General features: G+C 58.5%; 22 protein-coding genes and 1 other RNA gene. 12 read left to right on the forward strand and 11 right to left on the reverse strand.

Annotated features, from left to right (window positions below; translation table 11 throughout):
- Positions 1-8: 8 nt before the first annotated feature.
- From lfiM to rsmI, 3 genes are all read right to left on the reverse strand, one after another.
- Positions 9-881 carry a lateral flagellar motor switch protein LfiM gene (gene lfiM / locus AAHA41_RS11320; protein WP_323068647.1) on the reverse strand — a complete coding sequence of 291 codons (873 nt, stop codon included), beginning with the start codon at positions 879-881 and terminating at the stop codon, positions 9-11.
- A 225-nt stretch (positions 882-1106) separates the two neighbouring features.
- An RNA gene (gene rnpB / locus AAHA41_RS11325) (RNase P RNA component class A) lies at positions 1107-1493 on the reverse strand.
- Between the two features lie 62 nt (positions 1494-1555).
- On the reverse strand, positions 1556-2389 hold the full coding sequence (gene rsmI, locus AAHA41_RS11330) for a 16S rRNA (cytidine(1402)-2'-O)-methyltransferase (RefSeq protein ID WP_043850973.1): 834 nt from the start codon (positions 2387-2389) through the stop codon (positions 1556-1558).
- Positions 2390-2588: 199 nt separating this feature from the next.
- On the opposite strand from rsmI, the gene AAHA41_RS11335 reads away from it, so the two are divergent.
- From AAHA41_RS11335 to dolP, 4 genes are read left to right on the forward strand one after another with little or no spacing between them, the layout of a single operon-like run.
- On the forward strand, positions 2589-4379 hold the full coding sequence (locus AAHA41_RS11335; protein ID WP_323068648.1) for a penicillin-binding protein activator: 1791 nt from the start codon (positions 2589-2591) through the stop codon (positions 4377-4379).
- Positions 4321-4692, forward strand: a complete 372-nt coding sequence (locus AAHA41_RS11340; protein ID WP_323068649.1) for a YraN family protein — start codon at positions 4321-4323, stop codon at positions 4690-4692. Before AAHA41_RS11335 ends, AAHA41_RS11340 begins: the two co-directional genes overlap by 59 nt.
- Before the next feature lie 9 nt (positions 4693-4701).
- A complete protein-coding gene (locus tag AAHA41_RS11345) occupies positions 4702-5292 on the forward strand; it encodes an SIS domain-containing protein (protein ID WP_005336275.1) in 591 nt (196 codons plus the stop codon).
- 4 nt (positions 5293-5296) lie between these two features.
- On the forward strand, positions 5297-5875 hold the full coding sequence (gene dolP / locus AAHA41_RS11350; RefSeq protein WP_033115436.1) for a division/outer membrane stress-associated lipid-binding lipoprotein: 579 nt from the start codon (positions 5297-5299) through the stop codon (positions 5873-5875).
- Positions 5876-5922: 47 nt separating this feature from the next.
- Here the strand turns inward: dolP and AAHA41_RS11355 are convergent, their stop codons facing one another.
- The 8 genes from AAHA41_RS11355 to zapE form a co-directional block, all read right to left on the reverse strand.
- Positions 5923-6348 carry a ClpXP protease specificity-enhancing factor gene (locus tag AAHA41_RS11355; RefSeq protein WP_033115437.1) on the reverse strand — a complete coding sequence of 142 codons (426 nt, stop codon included), beginning with the start codon at positions 6346-6348 and terminating at the stop codon, positions 5923-5925.
- Complete coding sequence (gene sspA, locus AAHA41_RS11360) at positions 6345-6974, reverse strand: stringent starvation protein SspA (protein WP_033115438.1); 630 nt, start codon at positions 6972-6974, stop codon at positions 6345-6347. Before sspA ends, AAHA41_RS11355 begins: the two co-directional genes overlap by 4 nt.
- An 88-nt stretch (positions 6975-7062) precedes the next feature.
- Positions 7063-7797 (reverse strand): cytochrome c1, encoded by a 735-nt coding sequence (locus tag AAHA41_RS11365; RefSeq protein WP_033115439.1) that lies wholly within the window; start codon positions 7795-7797, stop codon positions 7063-7065.
- Positions 7794-9011 (reverse strand): cytochrome bc complex cytochrome b subunit, encoded by a 1218-nt coding sequence (locus AAHA41_RS11370; protein WP_043850970.1) that lies wholly within the window; start codon positions 9009-9011, stop codon positions 7794-7796. The genes AAHA41_RS11365 and AAHA41_RS11370 overlap by 4 nt, the downstream gene beginning before the upstream one ends.
- A gap of 2 nt (positions 9012-9013) precedes the next feature.
- Positions 9014-9604 carry a ubiquinol-cytochrome c reductase iron-sulfur subunit gene (gene petA / locus AAHA41_RS11375; RefSeq protein ID WP_041210136.1) on the reverse strand — a complete coding sequence of 197 codons (591 nt, stop codon included), beginning with the start codon at positions 9602-9604 and terminating at the stop codon, positions 9014-9016.
- A 294-nt stretch (positions 9605-9898) separates the two neighbouring features.
- Positions 9899-10291, reverse strand: coding sequence for a 30S ribosomal protein S9 (gene rpsI / locus AAHA41_RS11380; RefSeq protein ID WP_005336286.1), 393 nt, complete (start codon positions 10289-10291; stop codon positions 9899-9901).
- A 15-nt stretch (positions 10292-10306) separates the two neighbouring features.
- A complete protein-coding gene (rplM, locus tag AAHA41_RS11385) occupies positions 10307-10735 on the reverse strand; it encodes a 50S ribosomal protein L13 (protein WP_005341737.1) in 429 nt (142 codons plus the stop codon).
- 266 nt (positions 10736-11001) lie between these two features.
- Positions 11002-12096 carry a cell division protein ZapE gene (zapE, locus tag AAHA41_RS11390; protein ID WP_201968053.1) on the reverse strand — a complete coding sequence of 365 codons (1095 nt, stop codon included), beginning with the start codon at positions 12094-12096 and terminating at the stop codon, positions 11002-11004.
- A 140-nt stretch (positions 12097-12236) separates the two neighbouring features.
- On the opposite strand from zapE, the gene AAHA41_RS11395 reads away from it, so the two are divergent.
- The 8 genes from AAHA41_RS11395 (at position 12237) to AAHA41_RS11430 (ending at position 18099) form a co-directional block, all read left to right on the forward strand.
- Positions 12237-12608: a YhcB family protein gene (locus tag AAHA41_RS11395; RefSeq protein ID WP_041210134.1), complete on the forward strand. Its 372-nt coding sequence runs from the start codon at positions 12237-12239 to the stop codon at positions 12606-12608.
- Between the two features lie 90 nt (positions 12609-12698).
- Positions 12699-14060, forward strand: a complete 1362-nt coding sequence (locus AAHA41_RS11400) for a Do family serine endopeptidase (RefSeq protein ID WP_323068650.1) — start codon at positions 12699-12701, stop codon at positions 14058-14060.
- Between the two features lie 88 nt (positions 14061-14148).
- Complete coding sequence (degS, locus tag AAHA41_RS11405) at positions 14149-15270, forward strand: outer membrane-stress sensor serine endopeptidase DegS (protein ID WP_041210132.1); 1122 nt, start codon at positions 14149-14151, stop codon at positions 15268-15270.
- Positions 15271-15590: 320 nt separating this feature from the next.
- The gene (locus AAHA41_RS11410) at positions 15591-15959 is read left to right on the forward strand and encodes a transcriptional regulator (protein ID WP_182926376.1); all 369 of its coding nucleotides are present in this window, start codon (positions 15591-15593) and stop codon (positions 15957-15959) included.
- The gene (locus AAHA41_RS11415) at positions 15960-16325 is read left to right on the forward strand and encodes an SFCGS family glycine-rich protein (protein WP_033115447.1); all 366 of its coding nucleotides are present in this window, start codon (positions 15960-15962) and stop codon (positions 16323-16325) included.
- On the forward strand, positions 16325-16621 hold the full coding sequence (locus tag AAHA41_RS11420) for a DUF4312 family protein (RefSeq protein ID WP_033115448.1): 297 nt from the start codon (positions 16325-16327) through the stop codon (positions 16619-16621). Before AAHA41_RS11415 ends, AAHA41_RS11420 begins: the two co-directional genes overlap by 1 nt.
- A gap of 39 nt (positions 16622-16660) precedes the next feature.
- Positions 16661-17437 carry a DUF4311 domain-containing protein gene (locus AAHA41_RS11425; protein WP_005341754.1) on the forward strand — a complete coding sequence of 259 codons (777 nt, stop codon included), beginning with the start codon at positions 16661-16663 and terminating at the stop codon, positions 17435-17437.
- An 11-nt stretch (positions 17438-17448) separates the two neighbouring features.
- Positions 17449-18099, forward strand: a complete 651-nt coding sequence (locus AAHA41_RS11430; protein ID WP_011707606.1) for a DUF4310 family protein — start codon at positions 17449-17451, stop codon at positions 18097-18099.
- Positions 18100-18138 lie beyond the last annotated feature (39 nt).

The raw sequence follows: 18138 nt of genomic DNA on the forward strand, positions 1-18138 counted from the left end.
GATTCGATTTACTCCTCTACCACAGTCGCAACCTGGTAGACCAGACTGCCTTTATGTTCTGCTATGCGCCCGTTGAAGCAGGGGCGGTTACCAATCAGGGCGGGCACCATCTCCGGCAGATCCAGCGACAGCACATCTCCCACCTTGAGGCACTCCAGATCGGCCAGCGTCATCGACAGCTGCCCCATGACCACCCGCAGCCGGACCGGAACATGGCTCAATACCTGTTCCAGCTCTCCCTCGGGCAAGGCAACCCCTTCCTGAGAGTCGGATTCTTCGGACGGAAGCAACCACATCTGCCACTGGTGGGTACAATTGCCGGCTTGCAGGGTGGCACGGGTAGTCCACAGCTGACGGGTCGGCATGGCATCCTGCGGGATGATATTGATCTGCCACTCAAGATCTCCCAGCCCAAGGCAGGAGCACCAGATATCGACCTGATAGTGACAGAGTCTTTGCAGCAGGCGCTGTTCGGTATCTGTCACCCCTTTACCGGCAGGAAGTGCCTCCTCTTTCTGATGGAGCGTGCCACCAAAAAAGAGGACGGCCAGACGGTAGATCACCAGAGGAGAGATAGAAAAATAGACAGCGCGCTGGGGATCAACCCGGGATGTAGCCTCGACCCAGAGTTGTGGCTCGGCAACATCGGCGACACTGGAGGCGGCGAACTCGCCATAGGCCAGCTCACAATCAGCACTGTTGAAAAGTTGGGCCATGCAGCCGGCGACCTGCAGAGAAAAGGTGCTCAACTGGGCGTTAACCTGCTTGAGACGAGTGCGGTTTACCCGATCGATACCCAGCAGATCATAACGAGGAAGGGCTTTGCCTTGCTCGGCTCCGAGCAGGCGGGAAGGTGTGTGCACTGCACCGCTTGATGACATTAAAAATCCACCCTGACCATTTCATCTTCCCTTGCCGTCAGCCCCTTCGGTGGGGGATGCAGCATGATAGATACAACTCATCCAACCGGGTCATAGCGACCAAAAAGAGGCCGAACTTTATTACAAATTCAAAAATGCTGCCACACGCCACATCATGTTGTGAGATGTAAAAAATCCCGGTGCCGCTAAGCACCGGGATTTATCGTGACGGGTCACGCAGAATTGGGTCGGAGTCGGCCTGTAAGCCGGGTTCTGTACCGGGTTGCCCCGGGTAGCAATCATTCCTCTAGGCCAGCAATCGCTCGCTGGCTCAAGCAACCTACCCGCCCCCAACGCGGGCCGCGCCAATAGGGGCCTATTTGGTCTTGCTTCGGGTGGAGTTTACCGTGCCACGAACTGTTGCCAGTCGCGCGGTGCGCTCTTACCGCACCCTTTCACCCTTACCTGATCCCTTGCGGGCCATCGGCGGTCTGCTCTCTGTTGCACTGGTCGTAGGCTCGCGCCCCCCAGGCGTTACCTGGCACCCTGCCCTGTGAAGCCCGGACTTTCCTCCCCTCCGCCCGTCTGTCCCGAGGGACACAACGACGAAGCAGCGATTGCCCAGCCAACTCCGAGGCGCGGATTATAGCCTCGTGATGTGGGCGGGGTAAACCGGCAATTCCCGTTTACGGCAATTAATAGTGCTCGAGACCGTACTTGTAGAGGGCATTCTTCTTCACGCCGTGGATCTCGGCGGTCAGTGCCGCCGCTTTTTTGAGCGGCAGCTCAGCAACCAGCAGACCCAGAGTACGGATCGCCTCGGCCGGCAGCTCCTCTTCCTCTTTACTGGCTCCGGCAACCACCAGCACGATCTCGCCACGGCAGCGGTTTTCATCTTCGCCAAGCCAGGTCAGCATCTCGGAGGCGGGCAAGCCGTGGATGGATTCGAACGTTTTGGTCAGTTCACGGCACACAACCACCTGGCGCTCGCCAAGGATGCGAGCAATCGCTTCCACCGTATCCTGTACCCGGCGCGGAGATTCGTAGAACACCAGCGAACGGGTATCTTCGATAACGGCTTGCAGGCGATCGTCACGCCCTTTGCTCTTGGCCGGCAGGAAACCTTCGAAAGCAAACCGGTCGGTGGGCAGACCAGCAGCGCTGAGCGCCGTGATGGCGGCGCAGGGGCCGGGCAGTGGCACCACCTTGACCCCGGCTTCGCGACAGCGGGTGACCAGATGATAACCGGGGTCGCTGATGAGCGGGGTACCCGCATCGGAGACCAGAGCGACACTCTTGCCCTCTTTGATCCGGCCGATCAGCACATCGGCTTTCTGCTGCTCGTTGTGATCGTGCAGCGCAAAGGTCGGCACCGAGATTTGGTAGTGGCTGAGCAGAATGCCGGTGTGGCGGGTATCTTCGGCAGCGACCAGGTCGACGCTGCGCAGAATATCCAGCGCTCGCTGGGTGATGTCAGCCAGATTGCCGATCGGAGTGGGCACTATATACAGGGTTGGGATGTCACTCATGGGATCTCCGAGTGCCCCGACAATTGTGTCGCCATATTGCCCCGTTTACACTATGGGGAATTTCAACACTGGTCGGGGAATGAACTTGAACCGGGTTACAAAGCAGCTAAGTGTATCACGACTCTTCGGCATCCTACTCGCGGCAATCCTGCTGGCCGCCTGTGCGTCGGAGCCCAATCAACCTTCGGGGCAGTCTGGCATGCCGTCAGCCTTCTCGGATTTGACCAAGAATGCCCAGTGGTATCTGGAGCAGGTCGATCCCGCCAAACCGGCTGAAGCCTTTACCTGGCAGATGCTGGCAGCACGCAGCTATCTGGCGCTAGGTCAGGCCAAACCGGCCTCGGCTCTGTTCCAACAGTTGCAGAAACAGGCCAAAGAGCCAGCCCAGAAGGCGCAGTTGCAGTTGCTGCAAGCCCATCTGCTGCTGGCACAAGGCCATGCCAATCAGGCGCTGATCCTGCTGGAAGGCAAGCCTGAGGTTGCGCTGGATGCCGATACCCAGAAGGATTGGTATCGTCAGCGCGTGGTACTGCAGCTCGACATCAACAACAAGTTTGGTGCCGCCAAGTCCCTGATTGCGCTGGAGCCCTACCTCAACCAGAGCGAGCAGGCCACCAACCATCAGCAGATCTGGTCGCTGCTCAAGAGCATGACCCCTTCCACCCTGCAGGCGCTGGAAGAGGCACCAGCCCCTGACGTAACCACCGGCTGGCTGCGTCTGGCGGCACTGGTCAACGAGTTCGGTGCCCAGCCCAACCTGCTGGCGCGCCAGCTGGCAGGCTGGAAGCGCGACTTCCCCAACCATCCGGCCCAGAAAGACATGCCAGCGGGCCTTGGCGATCTGACTGCCACTGCTGCCAGCACCTCGGTGCAGCAGATTGCGGTGCTGCTCCCCCTCTCCGGTAATCTGGAGCCGCAGGGCGCCGCCATCCGCAACGGTATGCTGATGTCCTACAAGGAGAATCAGGGTCAATTTACCCTGAACTTCTACGACACCCAGAGCAAACCGACCATCGACCTCTACAAGCAGGCGATTCAGGAAGGGGCGGATATGATCATTGGCCCGCTCCTCAAAGATCGGGTCGAGGAGCTGCTTAAGGCCAACCCGACTGTGCCGGTTCTCGCGCTCAACGAGCTGGACAAGCCGATCGTCAACGACAGCACCTACTACTTCTCTCTCTCTGCCGCCGCAGATGCCGCGCAGGCTGCGCAGTACCTCTATACCCAGGGCTATCGCAAGCCACTGCTGATCGCCGCCCAGGGGCGGATCGGCTACAGCAGCATCAAGGCCTTTGAACAGGCCTGGGCAACCGTGAGCCAGGATAAGCCGGTAGTCGCCACCTTTGGCGGCCGCAACGAAGTCCAAGGCATGGTTAAAAACGCCCTGAGCGGCCGCTCTACTGCACGTGCCGGTCAGGTTGTCCAGCTTTCCGACGCCGCACCGCGCAGCATCGATGTGGTCTACATCGTGGCCAACCCGCTGGAAACCCGGATGATCAAGCCCTACGTGGATGTCTCCGTCAATCCGATGGGCAGCCTGCCAATCTTCACCGGCCCGCGCGGCTATGACAGCGCCGCGACCGAAGTGACCTCCGAACTCAACGGCATGCGTATCGCCGATATGCCGCTGCTGCTCGGTGGTTACGAGAAGCAGCGCGAGCAAATTGCCCTGCTCTGGCCGCAGACCCAGGGCGACCTCCTGCGCCTGTTTGCCATGGGCTATGACGCCGTCGCACTGGCGGAAAATCTGCAACAGATGCGCAAGGTGGGTGGCATGCAGCAGTCCGGCATGAGTGGTCAGCTGAGCGTCGATGCCCAGGGCAATATCGTGCGGATGCTGAGCTGGGCCACCTACCAGAACGGCAAGCTGGTCGACGAGAATGCGGTCCAGCAGCTGGAGGAACCAGCCAATGAAGGAGCTGTTAGCACGAATGCGCCAGCAATTGCAGAACCTGTTCCCGCTCCCGTCGAGCAAGGGACAGCACTTTGAGCTAGTGGCTGAACGCTGGCTGCAGGCCCAGGGTCTGCAGCCGGTGACTCGCAACTATCGCTGCCGGGGTGGCGAAATCGATCTCATCATGCACCAGGGCCAGACCCTGGTGTTTGTTGAGGTGAGGTACCGGGCCTCCGCCAGCCATGGTGGAGCAGCCAGTTCGGTCACCCGGGCAAAACAGCGCAAGATCATGCTGGCAGCGCGCCACTATTTGAAGCAACATGCCATCAACGAGGCCAGCAAGGCCTGCCGATTCGATGTGATCGCGTTCGAGGGGGACCAGCCAGACTGGATCCAGAACGCATTTTAAGAGGACCCTATGACAGACCGCATCAAAGAGAACTACACCGAAAGCATCCAGACCAAGATTGCAGCCGCCGAGGCGCTGCCGGATGCCATCCATACTGCAGCCCAGATGATCACCATCTGCCTGCTCAATGGCCACAAGGTGCTGGCATGCGGTAACGGTCCTTCTGCCGCACTGGCGCAACTATTCATCTCCGAGCTGGTCAACTGCTACGAAACCCAGCGCCCCTCCCTGCCCGGCATGGCGCTGACCCCCGACATGGCGACCATCAGCGCCATCGCCACCGATCACGGATTCGAAGAGGTCTATGCCAAGCAGATCCGGGCACTGGGTCAGCCGGGTGACATTCTGGTGGTGATCACTACCTCGGGTCACAGCCGCAGCCTGATCAAGGCGGCGGAAGCTGCGCTCTCCCGCGACATGACCATAGTGGTACTCAGTGGTGGTGACGGTGGCGAGATGGCCGGTCTGCTGGGACCGAACGATGTGGAGATCCGCGTTCCATCCGCCCGTCGGCCTCGCATTCTGGAAGTGAACCTGTTGACCCTGCACTGCCTGTGTGATCTCATCGACCAGACTCTTTTCCCGCAACAGGAAGATTGAAACCATGAACAAGCAGATCCTCATTCTTGGCCTGCTGGCCGGTTCCCTGCTGCTGCAAGGCTGTGCGGCTGTAGTAGTTGGCGGCGCAGCCGGTACTGCCAAGGCCTCAGGCGATCGCCGCACCCTGGGCGCCCAGTGGGACGATCAGGCCATCGAGCTCAAAGCAGCCAACCTGCTGGCTGACAACAAACCACTCAGCGCAGCCAGCAAAATCAGCGTCTACAGCAACAATGGCCGCGTCCTGCTGGTCGGCCAGACACCTTCTGACGTGTACAAACTGGAGGCAGGCAAAATCGTCGGCCGCATCGAAGGGGTTCGCCACGTCTATAACGAGTTGCGCCTTGGTCAACCAGCCAGCTTCACCACCCGCAGCAATGACTCCTGGATCACCTCCAAGGTGAAAGCCGATATGTTCGGCACCAAGAACTTTGACAGCACCAAGGTGAAGGTAGTGACCGAAGATAGCGAGGTATTCCTGATCGGTCTGGTTACGCGCCAGGAGGGGGAACAAGCCGTCGAGATCGCTCGCCACGTCAACGGCGTGAAGCGCGTAATCAAAGCCTTCGAGTACGCTCAGAACTGATGATCCGAAACGGATATAAAAAAACGCAGCCAACTGGCTGCGTTTTTTTATTTGATCACTTTCAAGGTCGGACGACCGCTTGGACGCGGCGGTTCCGGCTCTGGCTCCACCGGCGCCTCGGCCTGCTCCAGCCAGATGTCATAGCCAGGTTCGGGCGGGAACATGGTGCCCACGCCGTTCTCCCGGGCATGAATGGCCAGCACGGCCGCCATCGGGATGTAAACCTGCTGGGAGACACCGCCAAAGCGGGCACTGAAGCTGATCGCTTCGTTATCCATGTGATACTGCACCACGGCACGTGGCGCTATGTTCAGCACAATCTGCCCATCCTGAGCGAACTGCATCGGCACCATCACATGGGGGATATTGACGTTGACCACCAGATGGGGGGTCAGGTCATTGTCCAGCAACCAGTCATAAAACGCCCGTAACAAGTACGGGCGGCTCGGGGTCATTGTCGGTTCCATGCTCATACGCCGGCACGGATCTCGCGCTCGGCCTCGGTCAGGGAAGCCTGGAAGGACTCACGCTCGAACAGACGAACCATGTAGGCCTTCAGCTCTTTGGCACCGCGACCGGTCAGGTCGATGCCAAGGCTCGGCAGACGCCACAACAGCGGAGCCATGTAGCAATCCACCAGACCAAACTCTTCGCTCATGAAGTAGGGCATCTCACCGAAGATCGGGGCGATGGCCAGCAGGTTGTCCCGGAGCTCGTTGCGCGCAGCATCGGCATCGGTGCCAGCCATGATCTTGTCGGCCAGCGAATACCAGTCCAGCTCGATGCGGTGCATCATCAGACGGCTGTTACCACGGGCTACCGGGTAGACAGGCATCAGGGGCGGATGCGGGAAACGCTCGTCCAGATACTCCATGATGATGCGCGAGGTGTAGAGTGCCAGCTCACGATCAACCAGGGTCGGTACAGAGTTGTAGGGGTTCAGCTCAGCCAGTTCATCCGGCAAGTTGGCAGGGTCAACCTGGCAAATATCCACGCTAACACCCTTCTCCGCCAGGACAATACGCACCTGATGGCTGAACATATCGTTGGCACCGGAAAACAGCGTCATTACCGAACGCTTATTGGCAGCTACAGCCATTGAACCCTCCCGTCATTTAAAAGCAGAAACGGCAATGAAGCCTCTATGGTCTTCATTGCCGTGCATTATATTACCCGGATCCGGTCGCTTAGTGAACGTCGCGCCAGAATTCCTTCTTCAACAGCACAGTGAAGATGAAGAAGATCACGATGAAACCAAGTACCCAGAAGCCCATGCGTTCGCGCTCCTGTTTGACCGGTTCAGCCGAGTAGACCAAGAAGTTTACCAGATCCAGCACCGTCTGATCATACTCTTCGTTATTCATTTCACCATTGCCGTCAGATTTGATGCTGACAACCTGCTGGGTCTCGACTCCATCGACCGTATGGGTGGCAAACTCGGCGCGCGGAGTGCCCTGCAGCGGCTCCAGCACGTGCGGCATGCCCACGGACGGGAACACCACGTTGTTCACGCCAAACGGACGGGTCGGATCCACGTAGAACGAGCGCAGATAGGTGTAGATCCAGTCCGCACCACGCACACGAGCAACCAGCGTCAGATCGGGAGGCGCCGCACCAAACCACTTGGCTGCATCCTTGTCATGCACCGAGTTTTCCATCAGGTCACCAATCTTGGCACCGTTGACGATGAGATTGGACGCCATCAGATCAGCCGGGATCCCCAGATCCTCGGCCACCCGGTTGTAACGCTGATACTGGGTGCTGTGGCACCCGAAGCAGTAGTTCATGAACGTGGCCGCACCACGCTGCAGCGACGCCTTGTCACTCAGGTCATAGTTGGCCTTGTCCAGATGCACGGCTCCGGTATTGGCAAACACCAGAGATGGCAGCAGGGTCAGCACTGCAAATATTATTTTTTTCATTTAAATGTCACCCTTTCTGGCAGCGGCTTGGTGCTTTCGTTCTTGCTATAGAAGAACAGCAGGACAAAGAAACCGAAGTAACCCAAGGTACACACCTGAGCGATCAGGGTCAGGGTCGGGGTCGACGGCAGCACCCCCAGAACACCCAGGATGATGAAGCAGACCACAAACTGGGCGATGTTCAGCTTGTGCAGCTTGCTGCGATAGCGCACCGAACGCACCTTGCAGCGATCCAGCCAGGGCAGCAGGAACAACACCACGATGGAGAGACCCATCATGATAACGCCCAGCAGCTTGTCGGGTACGGCACGCAAAATCGCATAGAAGGGGGTGAAGTACCACACAGGCGCAATGTGGGCCGGGGTCTTCAGGCCGTTGGCCACTTCAAAGTTCGGCTTCTCGAGGAAGTAACCCCACATGTCCGGTTTGAAGAAGATGATGGCGCAGAAGATGAACAGGAAGCCGGCGACACCGATCATGTCCTTGACGGTGAAGTAAGGGTGGAATGCCACAGCATCCAGCGGCCAGCCGTTCTCGTCCTTGTGCTTCTTGATGTCGATGCCGTCCGGGTTGTTGGAGCCTACTTCATGCAGCGCCAGGATGTGCATCGCAACCAGCATCACCAGCACCAGCGGCAACGCAATGACGTGCAGCGCAAAGAAGCGGTTCAGGGTGGCGCCGGAGATGACGTAGTCACCGCGGATCCACAGGGTCAGATCGTCGCCGATGACCGGAATGGCACCGAACAGCGAGATGATGACCTGAGCCCCCCAGAAGGACATCTGACCCCACGGCAGTAGATAGCCCATGAAGGCTTCCGCCATCAGGCAGAGGAAAATCAACATGCCGAAGATCCACAGCAGCTCGCGCGGCTTCTGATAGGAGCCGTAGATCATGCCGCGGAACATATGCAGATAGACCACGATGAAGAACGCGGATGCGCCGGTTGAGTGCATGTAGCGCAGCAGCCAGCCGTAATCCACATCCCGCATGATGTACTCGACGGAGGCAAAGGCGCCTTCCGCAGAGGGGTTGTAGTTCATGGTCAGCCAGATACCGGTGATGATCTGGTTGACCAGCACCAGCATGGCGAGGGAGCCGAAAAAGTACCAGAAGTTCAGGTTTTTCGGTGCCGGATACTTGGCCATGTGGTCGTTGTACATGGCAGTGAGCGGGAACCGGTAGTCGATCCAGCCCATCAGTTTGCTCAACATGATCAGGCCTCCTTGCCGTCGGCACCGACCAGGATGGTGGTGTCGTTGATGAATTTGTATGGCGGAATGACCAGATTCAGTGGTGCAGGCACCCCCTGGAATACCCGGCCAGCCATATCGAACTTGGAGCCATGGCACGGGCAGAAGAAGCCGGATGTGACCCCTTGCACCTGTTCGCCAAAGCTGTCCGGCAAATAGGAGGGCGAACACCCGAGGTGGGTGCAAATGCCTACCGCCACGAAGATTTCCGGCTTGATGGATCTATACCCGTTGTGGGCATAGTCAGGCTGTTGCGGCTCTTCGGATGAGGGATCCCGCAGCTTGTCGTCATGCGCAGAGAGCGCATCCAGCGTCTGCTTGGTGCGGTTCACCACCCAGACCGGCTTGCCTCGCCACTCGACACGGATGAGCTGACCCGGTTCCAACTTGCTGATGTCGACTTCAACCGGGGCGCCAGCGGCTTTGGCCTTGGCACTCGGGTTCCATGATTTTATAAACGGCACTGCGGTAAACGCAGCTCCTACCCCGCCAACGGCAACCGTTGACCAGGTAAGAAATCTGCGGCGACCGGTATCAACTGGCGCATTGCTCATCCAAAAACTCTCCCATGTGGACTCCGCACATTCTTATTGTGTCCCTGTTCCCCTTTTCCCGTGACAACAGCGGCGGAAGCTGGAGTTACAATTGCCACAGAAAAACCGAGGAAATTTTAAAGAAAAGATAACAACTTGACAAGAAAGAGAGGTAGTCCCAGAAAACAATAAATATACAATTTTTTGTCTTTTGTGACGTATGGTTAGCATTGCGGCAGGAAAGATCACCAATAAAAAAAGCCTGGCAGTTGCCAGGCTTTTTTGACACTCGAAAGAGTGAGTACCAGAAGCGAATTAACGCTTGGAGTACTGCGGACGCTTACGAGCTTTGTGCAGACCGACTTTCTTACGCTCAACCTTACGGGCATCACGAGTAACAAAGCCAGCTTTACGCAGTTCGGAACGCAGGGTTTCGTCGTACTGCATCAGAGCACGAGTGATACCGTGGCGGATCGCACCAGCTTGACCGGAGATGCCACCACCGTTAACGGTGATGTACAGATCCAGTTTCTCGGTCATCTCAACCAGTTCCAGCGGCTGACGAACTACCATGCGGGCAGTCGGACGGCCGAAGTACTGCTCCAGGGAGCGCTGGTTGATTACGATCTTACCGCTACCCGCTTTGATAAATACGCGAGCAGTGGAGCTTTTGCGACGGCCGGTACCGTAGTATTGATTTTCTGCCATGTTGCCAGTTCCCGATTAGATATCCAGTACTTGAGGTTGCTGAGCAGCGTGAGCGTGCTCGGCGCCTGCGTAAACTTTCAGTTTACGGAACATGGCACGGCCCAGAGGACCTTTCGGCAGCATGCCTTTAACAGCAGCTTCGATTACCATTTCCGGTTTACGCTGAATCAGCTTGTCGAAGCTGATGGACTTGATACCACCCGGGAAACCGGAGTGAGCGTGGTACATTTTGTCGGTAGTTTTCTTACCGGTAACACGTACCTTCTCAGCGTTTACAACGATGATGTAATCACCGGTGTCAACGTGCGGAGTGTATTCAGCTTTGTGCTTACCACGCAGACGAGCAGCGATCTCGGTTGCGATACGACCCAGAGTTTTACCTTCTGCGTCCACAATGTACCAGTCACGTTTTACGGTTTCTGGCTTGGCAACGAAAGTTTTCATTAAGTTAAACCCAATTACCTGTTACAGACCCAATTGTTTATGGGGGCTCTCCCACAAACAACAAACGATGGCCTACCTGTACCCCTTCGAATACAAGTAAAGCTTAAAGTGTTGCTGTCTTATCGACAGCTGTAACGTGGGCCGGGCGATTATAAGTGAAGTTGCCTTAAATATCACCTGCTAATTTCACTGCCATGAAGCTAGCAAATGTCGCCCGGCCCTACCTGCCGCAGATGCCCATCCGACTGGCAGGCGCGGTATTGTGACTAAGGAAGGTGCACTCTGGCAAGGTATTCGTGCGATTGCATTTCCTGAAGCCGTGAAAGACAGCGCTGGAATTCGAAATTCAGCAGCCCTTCACCATAGAGTTCCGTCATGGGCACGGCGGCCGACATGATGAGTTTGACATGCCGTTCATAGAACTCGTCGACCATGGCGATGAAGCGGCGGGCCGCGTCATCCGTGCCTCTGCCCATTGGTTGAACATTGGCCAGCAGCACGGTGTGGAACAGCCGGGCCAACTCGATATAGTCGTTTTGGGAGCGGGGAGTACAGCAAAGTTGCTCGAAATCCATATAGAGCACCCCTTCTCCCATCCCCAGCGACGTCAGCTGACGATGATTGACCTCAAAACGCCCCCCGGAGGCCTCGTGCCCCCCGGTTAATTGCTGAAAATAGCGATCGAGATTCGTTTTTGCCTGCAGATCCAGCGGACAATGATAAATCTCGGCCTGCTCCAGTGTACGCAGGCGATAGTCGATGCCACCGTCCACGTTAAGTATTTCGCAATGGCGCTCGATAAGCTCGATGGCTGGCAGAAAACGGGCTCGCTGCAAGCCGTTGCGGTAAAGATCCTTTGGCGGAATGTTTGAGGTTGCCACCAGCACGACGCCGTGACCGAACAACTCCTGAAACAGCGTGCCCAACAACATGGCATCTGTAATGTCCGAGACGAAAAATTCGTCGAAACAGATGATGTCCGTCTCGCCGGCCAGCTTGGCAGCTACCAGCTTGAGCGGGTCAGCCTGGCCGCTCAACGCCTTGAGTTCATCGTGGATCCGTTGCATGAAGCGATGGAAGTGGCAGCGCATTTTCCGCGTCCCTGGCAGGCTGTCGAAAAAAGTATCCATCAGCCAGGTCTTGCCTCTGCCCACTCCACCCCACATATAGATCCCCAGGATGGGCTCCTGCGCCCTGGGCTTTTGCAACCAGCCAAACAGCCCACGGGATCTGGTCGGAGTCGGGCGATGCAGCAAATCCTGATAGAGTCGCTCCAGCCTGCTGATGGCCATCCCCTGAGCGGGGTCGGCATGCACGCCGGGTCGTAGCAGATCCTGCTGGTATTTTTGCTGCGGTGTCATCCTTGAGCGCCTCTCCGACTCCCTGAATAGAGGACAAAATGGTATCACGGCCTCAGGACGCACGGTATAGTGCCATCAAGGCATGGCGGCTCATCCGGCCGCATGAACACACACTGTTTTAGCTGTAACAAGGAGCATCTATGAGTCTGTCAATTGGGATCCTGCTGGCTGTCGCAGCCTTGATCGTCGGTATCATCATCGGCCGTTTTTCGGTTCGCAGCCGTGACGCCGGTCGTCTGGAACAGGAGCTGAAAAAGGCCCATAAAGAGCTCGAAAACTATCAGGGCCAGATCAATACCCACTTTGCCGACAGTGCAGCACTGATGGAGCAGCTGGCCGAGCAGTATCAAACCCTCTATCGCCACATGGCAGAGCAGAGCAAGTTCCTGGCCAAGGCTCAGGAGCCGCTGTTCCGCGAAGTCCTGGCGGAAGAAGAAGAGACCAAGACCGAAGCCGAGCCGGGCGTACCGCCCCGCGACTATGCCGGCGCCTCTTCCGGTCTGCTCAAGTAAGCGGGTCAGTCCCTTGCGGAACTAATCGGGAACGTCTGTGGTCTGACCTTGACGATTGCAATGCAACTTTTTCTGGGAGCTGTTTTTCATATGCGTAAACCTCTTTCCATGCTCAGTGTGCTAGCCCTCAGTGTCGGTATCGCCATGTCTGCGGCCCCTGCTCAGGCTGCACTGCCTTCCCTGTTAGGCTCCAACCAGGAGATGCCGAGTCTGGCTCCTGTTCTGGAGCAGGTCACTCCGGCCGTGGTCAACATTTCTGTCTCTGGCAAAAAAGTGACTCGCCAGCGCCTGCCCGAGCAGTTCCGCTTCTTCTTTGGCCCCAACATGCCTGACGAACAGGTGAGCGAGCAGCCCTTCCAGGCGCTCGGCTCCGGCGTCATCATCGATGCCAAGAAGGGCTACGTGATCACCAACGCCCACGTGGTTCACGAGGCGGACGAGATCAAGGTCAACCTGAAAGATGGTCGCGAGTATGCGGCCAAGAAGATCGGTGAGGACAAACAGTCCGACATCGCTCTGCTGCAAATCAAGGCGGAAGATCTGGTGCAGATCAAGTTCGCCGACTCCGACGAGCTGCGGGTCGGTGACTATGCGCTGGCCATCGGCAACCCCTTTGGGCTGGGGCAGACCGTCACCTCCGGTATTGTCAGTGCGCTGGGCCGTAGCGGCCTCAACATCGAAAATCTGGAGAACTTCATCCAGACCGATGCGGCCATCAACTCCGGTAACTCCGGCGGCGCCCTGCTCAACCTGCGTGGCGAGCTGATCGGTATCAACACCGCCATTCTGGGCCCCAACGGTGGCAACATCGGCATCGGCTTCGCCATCCCCTCCAACATGGTGCGGGATCTGGCCGACCAGATCGTCAAGTACGGTGAAGTACGTCGTGGCCAGCTGGGTATTACCGGCACCGAGCTCACCTCCGACATCGCCAAGACCTTCGGTTACAACAAGAAGGATGGCGCCTTCGTCAACCAGGTGATGCCGGACTCTGCGGCCGACAAGGCGGGCATCAAGGCGGGCGATATCATCGTCAGCATCGATGGCAAGCCGGTTCGCTCTTTCGGCGAGCTGCGCGCCAAGATCGCCACCATGGGCGCCGGCAAGCAGGTCGAGCTGGGGCTGATCCGTGATGGCAAGGCCCAGAGCGCCAAGGTCACCCTGAAGCAGGCCGATGACAGCGAAGTGCGCGCCAGCGCCTTGCACCCGGCACTGGAAGGGGCCAAGCTGAGCACCACTACCGACCCGGTCTCCGGCGTCGCGGTGGCCGATATTGACCCCCGCTCTGCGGCAGCCGCTTCCGGCCTGCAGAAGGGCGATATCATCATCGGGGTCAACCGGGTGCGCATCAACACCTTGGGTGAACTGACCAAAGCGCTCAAGAGCAAGCCGGAGGTACTGGCTCTCAACATCCAGCGCGGCGACTCTTCCCTCTATCTGGTAATCCGTTAATCCCCATCACCCGCGGCACTCGCCGCGGGTGATTTTTATCCATTGATAGTGTTATTCTCTGCCCGCAGCCAGCACGGATGAGAATGACATGAAAATCCCCTCTTTAGTCAGTTACTTGGGCAAGTCTATCGGCTTCGGTTTGACCGTCGCCGCACTGCTGTTGCTGCTGTTTCCCAATTTCCGTGGCGGGGCTCAACTGCCCGGCCTGATCACCAATGCCCGCGAACTGAGCTTCTCTTACGCCGCCCACCGCGCCGGCCCGGCAGTCGTCAACATTTATACCCGCAGCTTTGCCTCCAATCAGGGCAATCGCGGACAGCTGCAGCCACAGGGGCTGGGCTCCGGCGTCATCATGAACCAGCGCGGCTATGTGCTGACCAACTACCACGTCATCGCCGATGCCGATCAGATCATCGTCGCCCTGCAGGATGGCCGCGTCTTCAGCGCCGAGCTGGTCGGCACCGATCAGCTCACCGATCTGGCAGTGCTCTACATCGAATCGGACAACCTGCCGGTGATCCCGCAGGATCAGAACAACCAGCCCGAGGTGGGCGATGTGGTGCTTGCCATCGGCAACCCCTACAACGTCGGCCAGACCATCACCCAGGGGATCATCAGTGCGACCGGTCGCACCGGTCTCTCCAGCATGGGGCCGGACAGCAATGGCCGGCAGGATCTGCTGCAAACCGACGCCGCCATCAATGCCGGCAACTCGGGCGGCGCTCTGGTCAACGGCCGGGGCGATCTGGTGGGCATCAACACCGCCACTTATCACCTCAACGGCAATCAGGAGAGCTACGGCATCAGCTTCGCCATCCCCTACCGGCTGGCCAAGCGGATCATGGACGAGCTGATCGCCAACGGCCGTGTCATTCGCGGCTATCTCGGCATCTCCAGCGTCGAAATCAACCCCATCGTCGCCCGCATGATGAACCTGGGCGAACTGCGCGGCCTCATCGTCGAGAGTCTGGATCCGGTCGGTCCGGCGGCCAAAGGCGGCCTGCAACGAGGTGACGTGCTGCTCAAGATCAACGGTGAAGCGATCACCGGGGTACGTGCAGCCATGGACAAGATCGTCGAGAGTCGCCCCGGCACCAAGCTCTCCATCTCGGTCTTCCGCGATGGCAAGCCGCTCGAGGTGGTAGTGACCATCGAAGAGGATCTGCGCTACCAGAACCGGGCTGCCGCCAGCGCGGCAGGCGCCAGCTAACCTCGACCTCATCTCATCGTTCAGGGGCGGGCAACCGCCCTTTTTCTTGCCCGCTGTGTCATGAATACGCCCCGCCTGCGTGAGGCGATTCACACTTTTCGCCAAAGCTCAGCTGCCAGCTGAAAACGGAAAAGTGCGCCGCTGCTCACACTAATCCAGCCTCGTTCAGACCTTTTCCACTCTCTTTTGCCACCAAAGAGCCCTCTTTGACCCCGAATGACGGGAATTTCCGCTTTGAATCGGAAAAAAGCTGCCTCCTCTCTCCATCCATGCCGGCTTAGGGTAGAGCTATCCCTTCTGCCAGCCTTGGAGAGCAGACATTGCAAACAGAGACTCATGACCAGACCCTGACCCTGACCCCGGACAGCCCGGCGCTGCTGCGCCAGACCGACCAGATCCTGGCACGCATCCATATTCTGCTGGGCGATCAGGGTATCCGCCCCAACGAAGTGCAGCAGCAGATGCTGGCCTCCCACGTCAAAGCCATGGTGTGGCGCTCCCACAGCGGTGAACCGCTGCCGGAAGTTGACCTCAGCCTGTTTGAGGAGATCTCTCCCCTCTCCCTGCGTCTCGCCGAGCAGGTTGTCAGCTGGCTGGAGCGACTCGCCTACGAAGAGGCACACCTCTTGTCCGTCCATTTTGAAGTAGCCAAAGAAAACGAACTCAGCTCAGTAACAGGAGATAACTAAATGACTGCCATCAAACTCGTGATTGGAGATCGTCTCGGCAAGGGTCAGAAAGTGGGGGCAGGCGCGGAAGCAGCCGGTGCCAGCGTGACCATCATCCCCGGCATGGCCGCCGACATGAAGCTCGGCGACGTGATGAACAAGGAGCAGGCTGATCTGGGGATCTCCTTCTGCGGCAGCGGCGGCGCCGGTGCCATCACCGCCCAGACCAAGTACGGCTACAAGTGCCGTTACGGCATGCGCTCCATCGAAGAGGGCGTCACCGCCATCAACGAAGGCTGCGTCGTGCTGGGCTTTGGCTTCATGGACAAAGAAGAGCTGGGCCAGAAACTGGTCGAAGCCTTTGCCAAGAAACACGGACACGCCTGATGAAAGAGAACTTCACCACCAAGGTCACCGTCAGCGGCAAGGGAACCACCCGTCAGCAGGCGTTTGCCTCCGCCCTCAGCCAGGTGCAACCCACACTGCTCAAGGACAACCAGCAGGTACTGCTGCGCATTGAGCCGGTCGATGTACAGGTGCTCAAAGCCGAGGAGTCGGTCCGGGTGGAGAAGTTCCTGTTCTTCTTCCTGCCGCGCCAGCGCCGCGAATACCGCGTCCAGCTGGAGATCACGGTTCAGGTCACCAGTCTCGACGTCGCCAGGGTGACGTTCACCCAGGTGTGATCTCCTGACCGGCACCACCCCACAAGAAGGATACGTTGGATGTTTCTAATCATATTTATCAAGTCTCTCATCATTGGCGGCCTGGTTGGCGTCGGGGTGGGGGCCGGCGCGGCGCGGATGTTCCACGCCCCGACCGTACAGGGCATGGGTGCCTTCCGCACCCTGGGCGAACTCAACTCCTGTGAAGGGGATCCCGCTTCCCACTTCTCGTTTGGTCTGGGCTTCTTCTTCAACGCCTGGGCCTCCACCGTGGCGGCAGGCGCCTTCACCCAGGATGTGGATCACCGCATCATTCCACACTGGGCCACGGCGGCACTGCTGTTCAAGAACCGGGATCTTGCTACCACCCTGCACGACCCGAAAAAGATGGCCATCGCCGGCGGCATCATAGGCGCCATCGTGGTCGCCTTCCTCAACAGCACGGCCGCCGCCGTACCGGCCGCCCTGCAGGTCACTGCGGTCAAGGTGCTGGTACCGGCCGCCAACCTGCTGGTCAATACCGTCATGCCGGTGATCTTCTGGCTGGCAGCCATTGAGGCGGGCAAGAAGTCCGGTTTCTGGGCCACCATCTTCGGCGGTCTGGCACAGCTCATCATGGGCAACGCGGTACCGGGTCTGGTGCTCGGCATCCTGATCGGCAAGGGCGTGGAAGAGAGTGGCTGGAACCACGTCACCAAGGTGATGATGGCGGCCATCGTCCTGCTGTTCGTGCTGAGCGGCTTCTTCCGCGGCTTCGACATGAAACTGATTGAATCCTTCCATATGGGTGTCCCCCTGTGGCTGGAGAACGTCCATAACCTGCTGAGCGGCAAATAAGGGGTCACACCATGGATGAGAAACTGAAAAACAACTTCTGGTATGCCGACTGGTCATTCCCCATCTTCGTCGGCCTGCTCTCGGCCGGGGTCTTTGCCGGTACCCACATGTTCTATCTGTACGGGGTTGGAGCCTTCAACGAGGTAGCCTTCGTCGCCATGCTGAAAGCGGGAATGGACACGGGCGCCTACGGCGCGGTAGCCGCGTTCGGAGCCAGCTTCCTGTTCGCCCGCATTATCGAGGGATCCCTAGTGGGGATCCTGGATATCGGCGGTGCCATCCAGACCGGGGTCGGCCTCGGAGTGCCAGCCCTGCTGCTGGGGGCCGGCATCGTCTATCCGGTGGAAAACTTCGGTGCCTCCCTGGCGACCGGCATGGGGATTGGTCTGGCTATCGGCTACGTCATCATTCTGGCGCGCAAGTTCACCATCAACCAGAGCAACTCCACTTATGGCGCTGACGTGATGATGGGAGCTGGCAACAGTTCTGGCCGCTTCCTCGGCCCCCTCATCATCCTCTCCGCCATGGGTGCCTCGATCCCCATCGGTATCGGTTCCCTGCTGGGTGCCCTGCTGTTCTACGTGTGGGGCAAGCCCATCACCGGCGGTGCCATCCTGGGAGCCATGCTGCTCGGCACCTTCTTCCCTGTTGCGCTTGCATAACCACCAGCCGCCCTGCGGGGCGGCTCGCCAGAGGCCATC

Source organism: Aeromonas sp. SER, from assembly GCF_038739615.1.
GTDB classification, from domain to species: Bacteria; Pseudomonadota; Gammaproteobacteria; order Enterobacterales; family Aeromonadaceae; genus Aeromonas; species Aeromonas jandaei.